The sequence below is a fragment of the Stenotrophomonas sp. STEN031 genome (genome assembly GCF_056759975.1).
This window is the reverse complement of sequence record NZ_JBRREA010000015.1, coordinates 46,298-61,507: the sequence shown is the minus strand read 5'-3', so window position 1 is coordinate 61,507 and position 15,210 is coordinate 46,298. Positions and strand designations below refer to the sequence as shown.

The 15,210-nt window shown below is 63.3% G+C and carries 10 protein-coding genes and 1 tRNA gene; 6 read left to right on the top strand and 5 right to left on the bottom strand.

Translation table 11 applies throughout. From position 1 onward, the window contains the following. The first annotated feature begins 149 nt into the window (after positions 1–149). Positions 150–1,214, top strand: coding sequence for an alpha/beta fold hydrolase (locus ACVOLQ_RS09280; protein ID WP_481527777.1), 1,065 nt, complete (start codon positions 150–152; stop codon positions 1,212–1,214). A 107-nt stretch (positions 1,215–1,321) separates the two neighbouring features. Here ACVOLQ_RS09280 and ACVOLQ_RS09275 read toward each other — a convergent pair whose 3' ends face one another. Both ACVOLQ_RS09275 and ACVOLQ_RS09270 read right to left on the bottom strand, forming a co-directional pair. Further along, positions 1,322–2,587, bottom strand: a complete 1,266-nt coding sequence (locus tag ACVOLQ_RS09275; protein WP_481527776.1) for a serine hydrolase domain-containing protein — start codon at positions 2,585–2,587, stop codon at positions 1,322–1,324. A gap of 171 nt (positions 2,588–2,758) precedes the next feature. Further along, a tRNA-Ile gene (locus ACVOLQ_RS09270) sits at positions 2,759–2,834 on the bottom strand. 805 nt (positions 2,835–3,639) lie between these two features. On the opposite strand from ACVOLQ_RS09270, the gene ACVOLQ_RS09265 reads away from it, so the two are divergent. Then, positions 3,640–6,669 (top strand): TonB-dependent receptor, encoded by a 3,030-nt coding sequence (locus ACVOLQ_RS09265; RefSeq protein WP_313494547.1) that lies wholly within the window; start codon positions 3,640–3,642, stop codon positions 6,667–6,669. 316 nt (positions 6,670–6,985) lie between these two features. Here the strand turns inward: ACVOLQ_RS09265 and rpoD are convergent, their stop codons facing one another. Further along, positions 6,986–8,833 (bottom strand): RNA polymerase sigma factor RpoD, encoded by a 1,848-nt coding sequence (rpoD, locus tag ACVOLQ_RS09260; protein WP_313173669.1) that lies wholly within the window; start codon positions 8,831–8,833, stop codon positions 6,986–6,988. 93 nt (positions 8,834–8,926) lie between these two features. Further along, positions 8,927–9,367, bottom strand: coding sequence for a D-aminoacyl-tRNA deacylase (dtd, locus tag ACVOLQ_RS09255; RefSeq protein ID WP_282268068.1), 441 nt, complete (start codon positions 9,365–9,367; stop codon positions 8,927–8,929). Between the two features lie 62 nt (positions 9,368–9,429). On the opposite strand from dtd, the gene ACVOLQ_RS09250 reads away from it, so the two are divergent. From ACVOLQ_RS09250 to ACVOLQ_RS09235, 4 genes are all read left to right on the top strand, one after another. After that, the gene (locus tag ACVOLQ_RS09250) at positions 9,430–10,350 is read left to right on the top strand and encodes a lauroyl acyltransferase (protein WP_481527775.1); all 921 of its coding nucleotides are present in this window, start codon (positions 9,430–9,432) and stop codon (positions 10,348–10,350) included. Between the two features lie 74 nt (positions 10,351–10,424). Then, the gene (ribA, locus tag ACVOLQ_RS09245) at positions 10,425–11,546 is read left to right on the top strand and encodes a GTP cyclohydrolase II RibA (protein ID WP_313495815.1); all 1,122 of its coding nucleotides are present in this window, start codon (positions 10,425–10,427) and stop codon (positions 11,544–11,546) included. A 203-nt stretch (positions 11,547–11,749) separates the two neighbouring features. After that, on the top strand, positions 11,750–12,256 hold the full coding sequence (locus tag ACVOLQ_RS09240; protein WP_481527774.1) for a PH domain-containing protein: 507 nt from the start codon (positions 11,750–11,752) through the stop codon (positions 12,254–12,256). 5 nt (positions 12,257–12,261) lie between these two features. After that, entirely contained in the window at positions 12,262–13,767 is a 1,506-nt protein-coding gene (locus tag ACVOLQ_RS09235) for a PH domain-containing protein (protein ID WP_481527800.1), read from the top strand. A gap of 358 nt (positions 13,768–14,125) precedes the next feature. Here the strand turns inward: ACVOLQ_RS09235 and ACVOLQ_RS09230 are convergent, their stop codons facing one another. Continuing rightward, the gene (locus ACVOLQ_RS09230; RefSeq protein WP_481527773.1) at positions 14,126–15,157 is read right to left on the bottom strand and encodes a CDP-glycerol glycerophosphotransferase family protein; all 1,032 of its coding nucleotides are present in this window, start codon (positions 15,155–15,157) and stop codon (positions 14,126–14,128) included. Positions 15,158–15,210 lie beyond the last annotated feature (53 nt).

The window sequence follows — 15,210 nt, the reverse complement described above, 5'->3', positions numbered from 1 at the left end:
TGCTGCAAACCTGTCCGAGATGTCGTTGCGGAGCGCACGTGGCATGCTTCATTCCTGCAATTGACACCGAAGCTGGGAAGCCAATGAAGTTGCTGCCGCTGTTTCTGCTCTGCATTGCTGCTGGCGCCTGCCCTGGCGCAAGCGCCGCCGTGCCTGAAGCTCCCGCGCCACGTAACCGGGCGCAGGCCACCGCCATCGTGGCAGACATGCGCCGCGTGGTAGCCGACAACGGCATCGAGCGCCTGGAGAAGGTCCGCATCGGCGGGATCGATCAATGGGTATCGATCCGCGGCAACGATGCGCGCAACCCGGTTCTGCTGATGCTGCACGGTGGGCCGGGTTGGGTCGCCATGCCCACCAGCTGGTACTTCCAGCGCGGCTGGGAGGAGTACTTCACCGTCGTGCAGTGGGACCAGCGCGGTGCGGGCAAGACCTTTGCGAGCAACGATCCAGTGCAGTTGGCCCCCACCATGACCCGCGAGCGCATGGTCGCCGATTCACTGGAAATGGTGGCGTGGCTGCGCCACGAATTCGGCAAGCAGAAGATTTTCCTGCTCGGCCAATCCTGGGGCAGCTATCTGGGCCTGGAAGTGGCCAAACAACGTCCGCAATGGCTGCATGCCTATATCGGCATGGGCCAGATATCCAACGCACCGGAGAGCGAGCGGCGCGGCTGGGCATGGACGATGCAACAGGCGCAACAAGACCACAATGCACAGGCCATCGCTGACCTGCAGGCAATAGCGCCGTATGCCCAGGGCAATACCCCGGTTGCATTGGATGCACTGTTCAAACAGCGACATTGGCTGAACCACTACGGCGGCATGGTCCACAACCGTCGCGGCGGCAATGCCGAGGCCGCAGCCTTTGCGCTGTCACCCGAGTATGCCGACGCAGATATAGCCGCGGCCTGGAAGGGCAACGATTTTTCCATGCAGCATCTGCTCGCGGATGTGCTGACCCTCGACATGAGCAGCACCCGCCAGCTCAAGACGCCGTTGTTCCTGTTCCTGGGCCGGCACGATTACAACGTGTCCTCCGAACTGGCAGCCGAATGGTTCGCCAGCGTGGATGCGCCGCAGAAGAAACTGATCTGGTTTGAACAGTCCGCGCATGAGGTGATGAATGAGGAGCCGGGGAAGACCTTGCTGAGCCTGGTGCAGGAGGTCCGACCCATCGCCGAGCAGGCCGGCGATGGCGTTTTCGAGCAGTGAACCGCCGTGCGGTAACGACAACACGCGAGGCCCAAGTCCACTGGCAGTGGTTCATCGCAGATTGAAACAAGGCTGCGGATGCATGGGTAACGGATACCCGCACTCAATCAAAGATCGTACGAAAGCAGATCGTATCCGGTCGCAGCCCGCACCACCCGCTGGTGCACGAATGAACCGCTGCCACCATTGGTCAACACCACGATGCCGCGCCCGCGCTGCGCGTCGCCCAGTGCGAAGTTCTTGAAGATGCCGCTGTTGCTGCCGGAGTGGTAGAACATCGGCCCATCACGGGTCTGTTCCATGTTCCAGCCCAGGCCTTTCTCGGTCCATCGCCCCGGCAAGCTGATCTGCGGTGTCAGCATGGCTTGTCGCGCACTCTCACTGATCTCCCATGCCGTAGCTTGCCGGTCCGCCATCATCAAGCTCAGGAACGTCGCATAGTCCTGCACGGTCGTGCGCAGGCTGGCAGCGGCATTGGCGAGAATGTCACCCGCCCAGGTCACCAAGCCCGGCGGCGACAAGGCCTGCACTTCCGGTAACGCGCGCTCGGCGTCTTCATACTTCCATGCAGACAGCGGCTTGCCCCAGCGCTCGGCGACGCGCTGGGCTGCACTCCATTGTTCACGCAACACCTGCGGCGGCACGCCCCCATCGACACGATCGTGTGCGCGATGACCAAACACGGAGTGCGCGGCCAGATCCGCATTCCAGGTATAGCTGCTGTCTTTCATCCCGGCAGGACCGAACAGAGAGGCCTGCATCGATTCGTCCAGGCTCTGCCCGGTGATCGTTTCAACGACCAGCTGCAACCAGACGAATGCCTCGCCGGAATAATTGATGCGCGTGCCGGGCTTCACCATCGGCACCAGTTTCTCGGTCGCGGGCGATTTGCGCCAATCGGGCAGCCCCGTCGTATGCCGCAATACGTCGCGCGCGGTGACGAGTGCCACCCATGGATGATCGCCAAGGTAATCAGGGCGCCGATACCGAACCAGCGGTATATCCAGCTCGATCCGCCCCTGCCCCACCAGCTGCATCACCAGATAGGCGAACACCGGTTTGCTGAGCGAGGCGTCCTCAAACACCGTGCGCGCATCGACAGCTCTGCCAGTCTGTACATCAGCCAAGCCAAAGCCTCGACTCCATGCCACGGCACCACCTTCAACCACGGCGATGCCCACGCCAGGGACCGCAAAGGCCTGCATGACCCGCGGCAGTTCGCCGAGGAAGGTATCGTCAGGGACCCAGGAACTGCTGGCGGTGCTTTTACACGACGCAGCCAATGCTCGGGTTGAAGGCAACGGGGCAAGAATCCCCAACGTGGCGGACTGCGCGATGAAGCGGCGACGACCTGGAACCGTGCATATCGACATTGCAAGCAGCCTCCGTTACGAAAGCCCAGCTTAGCCGGTGTTCCCCGAAAAGTTGGTCGGCATAAGGTCTAAAACAATCCGATGCCCGATCGAAGCACGTACCGTGCAGGCACCGATTCGGAATCGCGGAAACGAAAAATGGCCTGCATCTCTGCAAGCCATTGATTCTTTTGGTGGGCCCACCAGGATTCGAACCTGGAACCAAAGGATTATGAGTCCTCTGCTCTAACCGTTGAGCTATAGGCCCTGCAGGAGTTTCAAGTCGACTATTCGAGGGCCGGTGCTGTTCCGTGCAACCCTGTTGCTGATGTGCCCGCCTTGGTAGGCATCCATCACGTCGTGCATTGAAGCGGCGTGAGTGTACCGTTCCCCCATTGCTCTTGTCTTCCATCCACCATCATTTCGAGGCTGGTCTGGGTGCAGCAAACGATGTTCACCGGTACAGCGGACATGTCATGCATCCGGCAATGACTGTTCACACCCAATCCATCTTCGGATTCGCATCAAAGCGCTGAGAGCGAGATCCGTCGGACATCAATGGGGCTGATTTCTGACACCATCGCCGAAGACGGATGTCGTTGAACCAAGAGCACCAGCTGGACGGAACCGCTTGGCCACAACGGCGGCCGCCCATCCCCCGCTGTCGCCGAGCTGCCGGAATCATTGCGCGATCGGCTCACATGGCATGTGCTCTCGGCAAGCGTCATTCAACGCCAGCGTATCCCGACACGTCGGGACTCAACGCATCACGGTAGTCCTTCGCCTGTTCGCCAGAAGACGCGGCGAGGCACGCTCGTCGGGACAGAAGCCAGTCCCGACAGCGCACTTCGGGACAGGAAAAGACATCGCCACCTCAATTTCCCTACACAGACTTGTCAGAATCTGGCGATTAAGCATGCATTAAGTTTCATTTCGTGATGCGTATCACATTAACTGCACGCCCAACCCCGCGAAGTTTCCTGAATGCTGCCTTAAGATCGACCCGGCATGACTTTCGTCATGCCCGCGCAGGGTCATCCACAGGCCCTCCATTTCTCCGGGGAGTAAAATTCTTGAAACGAAATCACTTGCATCAGTTCCGGCATAAAGCACTCAGTGTTGCACTCGGCATGTGTTTCGTCGGGGCCGCCTGGGCCGACACCGGCGGGTTGCGCATCGCCATCAATGACGGCAGCGGACAGCCACTGGCCGGCGCCACGGTGAAGGTCAGCTCCCCTGACAGCCTGGTATCCAAAACCGGCGTCACCGATGCCGCTGGTCGCGTCCGCCTCAGCGGCCTGGACCCGGCAACCAATTACACGATCCAGATCGAAGCACCGGGCTATAGCGACTTCACCGCGGCCAATGTCGCCGTCGTAAGTGGCAAGGAGCTGAACCTGGGTTACAAGTTGAACAATGCAGCGACCGCCTCCTCCGGCGACGCCACCACACTGAACACCGTGACGGTCACCGGCGCGGCCCTGGCGGCCATCGACACCACCTCCGCAACCGTCAGCAGCGTGCTGACGCTGGAGCAGGTGGAATCACTGCCGACCGGTCGCAGCTACCAGAGCTACCTGCAGTTGGTCCCGGGCGTGAAGCCCAGTGCCACCGGCAACCCCTCTTCCAAGTCCGGCGTCAACTACTCGGACATCGGCGGTGCTACCGGCAGCTCCACCGACAACGTCTACATGCTCGACGGCGTGGACGTCACCGACCCGTCGACCGGCACTTTCGGCGCCAACTTCAATTCCGAAATCATCCAAGAACAGCAGGTCATCACCGGCGGCGTTCCGGCCGAATATGCCGGCGGTTCCGGCCTGGTGGCCAGGGTCGTCACCAAGTCGGGTTCCAACGACTGGCACGGCTCGTTGAACTACTACTTCCAGAACGACAGCCTCGTCGCCGACAACAAGCACAACACCGCGTCGGGCTTCTCGACCTATGACACCGCCTTCACCCTGGGCGGCCCGATCCTGCAGGACAAACTCTGGTTCTTCACCTCCTACCAGAAGAAGTACCGCGAGACCGATGTGGTCAACGCGCAGACCGGCGACTACATGCGCACGGTGAAGAGCGACGCGGAATACGGCTTCTTCAAGGCCACCTGGCAGATCACCGAGAACGATCGCCTGACCGGCACCTTCTTCAACGATCCGACCGACATCACCGGTACCACCGCCTCCAGCACCCTGAACAACCGCGACTACTCGCGCAAGCAGGGCGGCGACAACTACAAGCTCGAGTACAGCCATGACTGGGACAACCTCCGACTGACCGCCTATGGCTTCCGCCATGAAGGCGAACTGTCGGACTCGGCGGCCGATCCCTCGGCAACCAACACCATCGCTTTCCGCTCCTCGGCGCAGGCGTCGTTGGCACAGCGCAACCTGGGTGGCCTCGGCTTCGATGTCATCACCGAGCGCAACCGCGATGAGTTCGGTGCCAGCGTCGAATATTGGCTGGACACCGCCTATGGCTCGCACAGCTTCAAGCTGGGCCTTACCAGCACCGAGAACGAATACTTCGAAGACACCGTCTATACCGGTGACAAGGCGCGCTATACCTCCATCGACAACCAGTACAGCGGGCTGACGCTGGACCAGGCGGTCAACAATGCCACCGGCAATGCCTGGACCACGCGCCCCATCGCGGCAACGGACTATGGCCGCATCATCAACGGCATCAATGACAGCAGCAACAAGGCGTATTTCCTCGGGTTGCTGGATACCAATGGCGACGGCGCGGTGTCCACGGCGGAACTGGGCGCGTACAAGCTCACCAGCACCGCGGGCAATCCCGGTGGCTTCCTCAACAACTACCGCATCGCCGAAACCCAGACCGCCCCTTACACGGTCAAATCCAAGGGCAAGACGTTTTACCTGCAGGACACGTGGACGCTGAACCAATGGACCGTCAATGCCGGCGTGCGTGCCGAGCAGTGGAAGCACTACGACTCCAAGGGCGGCGAATCGGCCAAGTTCGATTGGGAGTTCGCGCCGCGCCTGAGCGTGGTGTACGACCTGTTTGGCGATGGACGCAGCAAGGTCTGGGGCTTCTATGGCCGTTACTACGATCCGATCCGTAACAACATGTCCGATTTCGCCGGCAACCTGACCGGCCCCAGCTACGCCGAGCAGATCTTCCTGGGCGACCAGTGGCTGACCTTCCGCACCCGTGGCGGCGAAAAGGAACCCGATGCACTGTTCTCGCCTTCCACCAAGACGCCGTATACCGACGAAATGATGCTGGGCTTCTCGACCACGTTCCGCGACGACTTGAGCCTGACCGTCACCGCCACCAAGCGCGTCACCCGCGACATCCTCGAGGACTACGATCTGGCGTTGTACTCCGACGCCTCGCTCGACCCCTCCGATCCGATCGGCAACTACGGTCTGGCCGCACCCGGCTCGTTCTACTACCTGCCGCTTTCCTATTTCGGCTATGACAGTGCGCCGAATTCGAACTACGTGATCGGCACGCTGGCCGGCGGCAAGCGCGAGTACATGGGCTACGAAATCACCCTGCAGAAGTTCAGGAAGGACAACTGGCAGGGCTCGGTGTCGTATACCTACAACGATGCCAAGGGCAACACCAACTCCGACAGCAACGCCGACTACCAGGGCGACTGGATCGCGCTGGATCCGCGTGCCCCGAACATGTGGGGTCCGCAGGCCGGCAACATCAAGCACCAGTTCAAGGCATGGGCTTCCTACGCCTGGGACAACGGCCTGGAAGTCAGCGGCGTGTTCAACTGGAACAGTGGCGAGCTCTATACCACCGCACAGTTGGTGAGCTCGCGCTACCTGCCGGTCATGGGCGAGGAATACATCGATCGCGGCGTCTATGACACCTGGGTGCTGCCGGGCTCGGTCGGCGCCAATGAAGGTCCCTCGAACTACACCCTGGACGTACGCGCCAAGTACAACTGGGCGTTGCCGTTCGGAAAGCTGGAGTTCTTCCTGGACATCTTCAACATCCTCGACAAGCAGTCGGCAACGGCGGCCTCCGGCTTGGTCTCCGGCGGTACCTATGGCTTCGGTGAGGCCTCCGCCTGGAACGAGCCGCGCCGCTTCTACGTGGGTGCGCGCTACTCGTTCTGATCCGCAACCCGTTCCGGTCAGCGTCGGCATTACGGTGCCGGCGCTGTTCGGGACGCTGTCTCGACAGGAGAGCGGCCAAATGGCCGCTCTCCTGTTTTCTGCATGGCCCGCCTGCCGGTTCGGGCGGCCACGGGCCACCCCCGCCGGCCGCTGCGCACCGGCGTGCAACGCGCTGCGCCGCCCGGACGCGGGTGCGATGACACCTGCATCACCGGAGCCACCGCTTCCGTATGCCGTATCCCGTATCCGGGGCGCATGCGGCACAACAAAAAACCCCGCCGAAGCGGGGTTTTTCGTTGCCATCCAGCGATATCGATTACTCGATGTCGAGGAAGCTGCGCAGCTGTTCCGAACGGCTCGGATGACGCAGCTTGCGCAGCGCCTTGGCCTCGATCTGGCGGATGCGCTCGCGGGTCACGTCGAACTGCTTGCCCACTTCTTCCAGCGTGTGATCGGTGTTCATGTCGATACCGAAGCGCATGCGCAGCACCTTGGCTTCCCTCGGGGTGAGGCCAGCCAGCACGTCACGCACGGTTTCCGACAAGTTGATGTTGGTGGTGTTCTCGATCGGGGACTCCACGTTGGTGTCCTCGATGAAGTCGCCCAGATGCGAATCCTCGTCGTCGCCGATCGGGGTTTCCATCGAGATCGGCTCCTTGGCGATCTTCATCACCTTGCGGATCTTGTCTTCCGGCATGTCCATTTCCTTGGCCAGCTCCTCCGGCGTGGCCTCGCGGCCGTACTGCTGGAGCATCTGGCGGGAAATGCGGTTCAACTTGTTGATCGTCTCGATCATGTGCACCGGAATACGGATGGTGCGGGCCTGGTCGGCGATCGAACGGGTGATCGCCTGGCGGATCCACCAGGTGGCATAGGTCGAGAACTTGTAACCGCGACGGTATTCGAACTTGTCGACGGCCTTCATCAGGCCGATGTTGCCCTCCTGGATCAGGTCCAGGAACTGCAGGCCGCGGTTGGTGTACTTCTTGGCAATGGAGATGACCAGACGCAGGTTGGCCTCGACCATTTCCTTCTTGGCCTTGCGCGCCTTGGCTTCGCCGTAGGCCATGACGCGGCTGATTTCCTTCAGCTCGTCCAGGCTCAGCTGGGTGTCCTTCTCAAGGTCGATGGTGGCCTGCTGTTCGGCAACGATCTGGTCCTTGACGTCACGCAGCGCCGACGACCACTTCTGCTTACGCTTGATGGCGTCTTCCACCCACTCCAGGTTCGTCTGGTTGCCTTCCCACGAACGGATGAAATCCTTACGCGGCATGCGGGCGGTGATGGTGGCCAGGTGCAGCACGCGGCGCTCCTGCGACTTGACCTGGGCCATGGTGTCGCGCAGCAGGCGCACCAGCACGTCGGTCAGCGGCAGCGGCAGCTTCAGGGTCACGAAGGTGGCCGAGATCTCCTCGCGCAGCTTGGCCTGGGCCTTTACGTCGCCCTTGGCATGGGCCTTCTTGAACTTGGCCATGTCGGCGGCCAGCTGCTCCATGCGGGCAGCCACTTCCACCGGATCCGGACCGGTCGGGCCCGCTTCTTCCTCGACGTCGTCGCCGTCGTCGTCTTCATCGCCGTCGGCATCGGCGTCTTCGCTGGTGTCTTCGGCAACAGCCGGTGCCGGCGCTTCCTCGACCAGGTCGTTGAAGCCGACGATCACTTCGGCCAGGCGCTTCTTGCCTTCCTTGTGTGCTTCGTAATCGGCCAGCACCGATTCAACGGCCAGCGGGAAGGTACCCAGGGCAGCCTGCACCTGGCCCAGGCCTTCTTCGATGCGCTTGGCGATGGCGATTTCGCCTTCGCGGGTCAGCAGCTCGACCGTACCCATTTCGCGCATGTACATGCGCACCGGGTCGGTGGTGCGGCCACCTTCGGTGTCGAGTGCAGTCAGTGCAGCAGCAGCTTCTTCAGCGGCGGTATCATCGACTTCACGGTTGCCGGTGTTGCCGTCGCTGAGCATCAGCGTGTCGGCGTCGGGGGCAACTTCGTGGACATCGATGCCCATGCCGGTGATCAGGCCGATGATGTCTTCGATCTGCTCCGGATCGACCATGTCGTCGGGCAGATGATCGTTAACTTCGGCGTAGGTCAGGTAGCCCTGTTCCAGGCCCTTGCTGATCAGAAGCTTGATGTCGTTTTGCTGGGCAGGACGTTCGTTGGCCATGTAATGCTCGCGCCACCGGCGATTGTGAAGATGGGAACCTAGCATTATACCAGCGCAGCATAGCGCTTGCCGGGGCGGTGGGTTCGCGGCGCGCTACGGTCTGAGCAGAAAGGTTACGGGCCCATCGTTGATCAGGCTGACAACCATATGGGCACCAAAGCGGCCAATTTCCACCCCTGGGCTGTGTTTTTCACGGCAGATAGCCACCAATCGGTTGAAAAGCCGTTCAGCCTCGGCCGGCGGCGCGGCGCTGGTGAAGCTCGGGCGCATGCCTGAACGGGTATCAGCGGCCAGGGTGAACTGACTGACCAGCAGCAAGCCCCCCCCGGTATCGCGCAAGGAACGGTTCATCTTGCCGGCATCGTCGGCGAAAACCCGGTAACCGAGCAGCCTGTCCGCCATCCGCGACAGCATCGCCTCATCGTCGCCCGGCTCCACCCCGACCAGCGCCAGCAGGCCCGGACCAATCTGCCCGACCACCGCATCATCGACGGTGACCGAGGCCTGGGTAACACGCTGGATCAGGCAAAGCATCGGCAACTCCTGCAGGGGGCCGCGCACCATAGCACCGCGCGCCAGCGGCTAAACTTAGGGGAATGAAACCGCAATCCACCGCCAAGCTCTATTACCGCCTCGCCTGCGCCCTGACTCACCTGCCCTGGTCCTGGCAGCGGACCCTGGCCGACACCGTGGCCTGGCTGTGGCGCAGCATCAATGCCCGCGAAAGCCGGGTAACCCGGCGCAACCTGGAGCTGGTCTACCCGGAACTGGACGCCGCCCAGCGCGCGCGCCTGCACCGCGAGGTATTGCGCACCACCGCCCGCCAGGCATTGGAAACCCTGTACCTGTGGACTCATGACCCGGCCCGCAACCTGTCCCGGCACCTGCGCGAACGCCACGGCGAGGCGCTTTACGACGCCGCGCTGGCGTCGGGCAAGGGCGTGATCGTCATTGCCCCGCATTACGGCAACTGGGAGCTGCTGAACCAGTGGCTGGCCTCCCGTGGCCCGATCGCCATCGTCTATGCACCGCCGGAGAACCCGGTCGGTGATGAGTTCCTGCAGCTGTGCCGGGGCGGCGACAACGTGCGTCAGGTACGCGCCGAAGGCCCCGCTGTGCGGCAGTTGTTCAAGGTACTCAAGGAAGGCGGCGCCACCGGCATCCTGCCCGACCAGCAGCCCAAGAACGGCGACGGTGTGTTCGTCCCGTTCTTCGGCATCCAGGCATTGACCATGACCCTGGTCAACCGCCTAGCCGAGCGCACCGGCGCCACGCTGCTGTATGGCTGGTGCGAACGCACCGGGCCGAATCTTGACTTCGCCCTGCACATCGAGCCGGCCGAAGCCGGGATCGCCGATCCTGACCTGCCACGCGCGGTCGCCACGCTAAGCGCGGGCATCGAACGCATCGCGCGTCGCGATCCCACCCAGTACCAGTGGACCTACAAGCGTTACACGCTACGGCCACTGGGCAGCGGTGAACACGACCCCTACGCCACTGCCCGTCATCCGCACTGAACCTGCTGCTGCAACACTGCGTCACCCGTGCCGCTCGATTGATTCGACAGCCAACGGCCCCCATAAGGTTTCAAATGAACAGCCCCGTTTCCGCCAGCCCGTCCTACTTCGGCCAGACCGCCGCCATCCGCTGCGAACGCGCCGCCGCCGAACTCCGTGCAGGCCGCCCGGTGGTGATCAGCGATGGTCGGCAACGGCTGGCCAGCATTGCCCTGGACAGCAGCTCGCCGGAAGGCTACGCCGCCTTCGCCGAGGCCGCGCAAGGGCGCCATTACCTGTTCCTGAGCGCGGCGCGCGCGCAGACCCTGGGCATCAACGCCGCCAACGGCATCCACCTGCCACTGGCTGATCGCGCGTTTGCCGAGCTGCCAGCGCTGGCCTATCTGCGCGATGCAGTCGCGCCGGCCGATGCGCAAGCCAATGGCAATGCGCTGGATGCAGCGACGGTGGAAGTGGCGCGGTTGGGCTTGCTGTTGCCGGCCATGATCTCGGTGGAACTGGATGCGGCAGGCAGTCCGTTTGATGACTGCCTGCAGCTGGACACCACCGCGCTGTACGAAGGTGCTGGCCAGGCAGGCCAGGACTACGAACTGGTAACGCGCTCGCCCGTGCCGCTGCGTGACGTCGGCATGAGCGAGTTCGCCGTGTTCCGTGGCGGCGTGGCACAGCGTGACCAGGTGGCGGTGATCGTCGGCAATCCGGACATGGGCGGCATCGTGCCGGTGCGCGTGCATTCGTCCTGCCTCACCGGCGACCTGTTCGGCTCGCTCAAATGCGATTGTGGCGACCAGCTGCGGCGCGGCCTGCGCACGCTCAAGGAGCTGGGCGGCGGCATCCTGTTGTACCTGGACCAGGAAGGCCGTGGCACCGGCATCGCCGCCAAGATGCGTGCCTATGGCTACCAGCACGAAGGCCTCGACACCATCGATGCCGATGCGCAACTCGGCTTTGGCGCCGACGAACGCCGCTACGGCAGCGCCGTGGCGATGCTGCGCGCGCTGGGCGTGCAGCGCATCCAGCTGCTGACCAATAACCCGACCAAGGTGCAGCACCTGCGCAAGGCCGGCATCGAAGTCGTTGGCTGCGTGCCGGTGACCGGCGAGATCACCCACGAGAACGAGCAGTACCTGCGCACCAAGGCCGCACGTGCCGGCCACCACCTGGATGTGGATGCGCTGATCATGGCGGCGCAGTAGACGTTTTGATTTTTTGTAGGAGCGGCGTCAGCCGCGAAGCCACAGATACACCCGGCGCCCACAATGGCGCCCCACCTTGAAACTGCGAATGCAGGCCTTTCGGCGGTCTGCAGCCTCGCCAGCTTCGCAGCTTACGCCGCTCCTACAACTGCGATTGCAGCCCCACCTACCGTTGCATGGCCCCGCCGTTATATCGTCTGCGCATGACTGAACCTCCTGCCTTCGATACGCCGCTGCCGGACGACATCCAGTGGCAGCCACTGCCGCCTCGCGGCGCGGTCTTCGCCGCCACCGGCGCGGCGCTGAGCATGGCCCTGCTATTCGGCGCCGCCTGCGTGGTGCTGATGTTGGCCGCCGATCAATCCAACTGGCTGCTGGGCCCACCGGCCGCCGCCGTGGTTGGTGCCCTGGTGGGCGCCTGGTTCGGATGGCGTCGGCATCGGCTGACCTTCTGGCGGTTGGACGCGCAATCGCTGGGCGTGCGCCGCGGGCATATGTGGCAGAGCGAAAGCCACGTGCCGGTATCACGCGTACAGCACCTGGACCTGCGCCGTGGCCCGCTGGAGCGCATGGCCGGCTTGGCGACCTTGATCGTGCATACCGCCGGCACCCGCATGAACACCGTGGCCGTGGCCGGGCTGGCACATGCCGATGCCGAACGCCTGCGTGATCGTTTGGCGCGCCAGCTCGATCACGACGACGCACTGTGAGCGAACTGCCGCCCCCCATCCCCAGCGACGAGCAGCGACTGCATCCGTGGTCGTGGCTGTTCGCCCTGCAGCAGCAGGTGCAGCAGTTCCTGCTGCCCTTGGTTGCCTTGCTGGTGTTCGGCAGCCGCCGCGATGACGACCTGCCCTACCACCACTGGATCAGTGCCGCGATCGTGGTGGCGCTGGTCGCCAGCGCGGTGCTGCAATACCTGAGCTATCGCTACCGTATCGGCAACGATGCGTTGAGCATTCGCAGCGGCATCTTCGAGCGCACCCGTCGCGAGATTCCGTTCGCGCGCATCCACAATGTGGTGGTGCATCAAAACCTGTTGCACCGCATGTTCGGCGTTGCCGAGCTGCGACTGGAATCGGCTGGCGGCGACAAGCCCGAAGCGGAAATGCGCGTGCTCAAGCTGGCACAGGCACTGGAGCTGGAACGGTTGATCCGTCAGGGCGGCAACGAGGCAACGACAGTCGAGCAGCAGGCCAACGCCCCCACCGATGGTGTACTGCTGAGCCTGCCATTGTCCGAACTCGTGCGGCAGGGTCTTATTTCCAATCGCGCGATGGTCGTTGTGGCGGCGGCAATCGGCGCGGCTTACCAGCTGTTCCCGCGCCGGGCCACCTCCGATTTCATCGAAGAACAGGGCCGCCACGCCTTCGGCTATGCCAGCCAGCTGCAGCTGGGCACGCTGACCATGGTCGCTACCGGCATTCTGCTGCTGGCCTTCGCACTGGTGCTGATGCGGCTGCTGTCGGTCGGTCTGGCGATCGTGCAGTACTACGGTTTCCGCCTGAGTGAGGCCGACCGTCGCCTCACCGTCGAACGCGGCCTGTTCACCCGCGTGCGCAGCAGCGTGGCGCGCCGTCGCATCCAGGCCTGGACCCTGCGCGAAGGTGCGCTGCATCGCTTGTTCAAACGCCGCCAGCTACGGGTGGATATCGCCAGTGGCGGCCAGCAACAGGAGCAGGACGGTCGCGCGCTGAAAGAGCTGGCTCCGTTGGCAACGCCAGACACTTGCGATGGCCTGCTGCAGCATCTGCTGCCGCAGCTGCAATGGCCGCCTGCGCAATGGCTGCCGGTCAGTACACGCGGCTGGTGGCGACTGTGCCTGCCAGCACTGGTGTTGATGGGCCTGTTGTCTGCACTGCTGGTATACGAAACCAGTAGTGCATGGGGCCTGCTGCCGCTGCTCTGGCTGCCATGGTCCGCACTGAAGGCCCATCGCCAGGTAAGCCGCATCGGCTACAACATCGACGCGCAGCGTGTGGCCATCCGCGGCGGCTGGTGGAATCGCTGGTGGCGGGTGGCCGAGCTGGACAAGCTGCAGGCATTGCGGCTGGACCGTTCCCCGTTGGACCGGCGTTTTGGTACCGCGACGCTGACGCTGGATACCGCTGGCGCGGGCGGAGCCCCGGCGTTGCAGCTGCGTTTCCTGGAGGAAGCGCAGGCACGCACGTTGATGGCGCAGCTGGAACGGGAGATGGTGCGACGCAAGCTGCGCTGGTGAGGCTCCCCCTCTCCCGCCCCTTCGGGGCACCCTCTCCCGCAAGGGGAGAGGGAGAGGCCACTGCGAGTTGAGGCAATGCCTGCAATTGCAGCCGTATCCCCTCTCCCCTTGCGGGAGAGGGTGCCCCGAAGGGGCGGGAGAGGGGAAAGTTCCGTAGCCCGGGTAAGCGCAGCGCACCCGGGAGGCACGCCAAAGTCTCTCAACGGAAAACCTGCTTCTCCAGAACCCGCATCAGGCGTCAAGCCGAGTTACCGAATTGAGCGCTCTTCCCGGGTGCGCTGCGCTTACCCGGGCTACAACCGTGTCGCCACACCCCGACTTCGCCCTCGGCATCGTGGCAAAGCGAAGTTGCTGGTTCTCAAACCCGCGCAGGGCCCCAGTAACCAATACGCCTGCGCAGCTTGATCTTGCGCCACCAGTTGCGCGGCTTGGGCTTGCGGTTGCGCCCGCCCCTGGCGATGAAGTCGTCGATGGCCTGCAGGATGCGCTCGCTGGACTGGCCATCGCGGTAAGGGTGCAGCTGATCGGCAAACTGGCGCACCGCCGCCATCAACTCCGGCGGCCGCGACAAGGCGGTGCGAATCGCAGGTTCAAATTGTGCCGGGTCATCAATGTCCAGCAACTGCGGGCCCGGGCGACGGTTCTTGAACGTGACCACTGGCTTGTAGGTCAGCAGGAATTCGTTGAGTGCCGAGGATGTGTCCGAGCACATCATGTCCACCTGCGGGAACAGGTCCAGGATGTTGTCGTCATCGGCAAAACGCAGGTAGGGGCCTTCCAGCGCGCGGTACTTGGCGGTGATTTCCGGGTCCATCTTCGGATGGAAAGTAACGATCCAGCGCCATTCACCCGTCTGCGACAGCCGCTTGATCTCGTCGTACAGGATGCCGGCCGCGCTCCAGGACGGCGAGAACGTCGAGTGGTACAGGATCACCGGCGGCTCGCGCACGGGATCGGGCTCGTCCTTGAGTTGGCTCATGAACGGGTCGATCTTCGGGAAGCCGGTTTCCACCACCGAAAAATGTCCGGCCTTTTGTGCCAGCTCCGAGAACGCAGCGGTATCGCGCGGGCCGGTGGTGCAGTACAGGTCGAAGAAGCCGCGGATATAGATATGGCGCGGCTTGCCTGCGTCAAAACCGTGGAAGGTCTCGACCTTCACCCCGGGGAAGAAGTGCGGCACCGCGTTGGACGAGGTGATCACCGCGCAGGGGTTCCACGCACGCACCTGCTCTACCGTCAGCAAGGTCTCGTCGGCGGTCAGGTCACTGGCGCCGGGGCCATCGAAAAACCATGCCGCCTCATCACCACGCGCGCGGATCGCCGCCTGCAGCGGGCGGAGGATGGCCAGCGCGTAGCGCTCGGAGCCGTACAGCAGATAGTGACGTGGCACGGAGGAGGGCTCCTGGATATCGCGGGATGCGGCGATTATCGCATCGCCAGTGG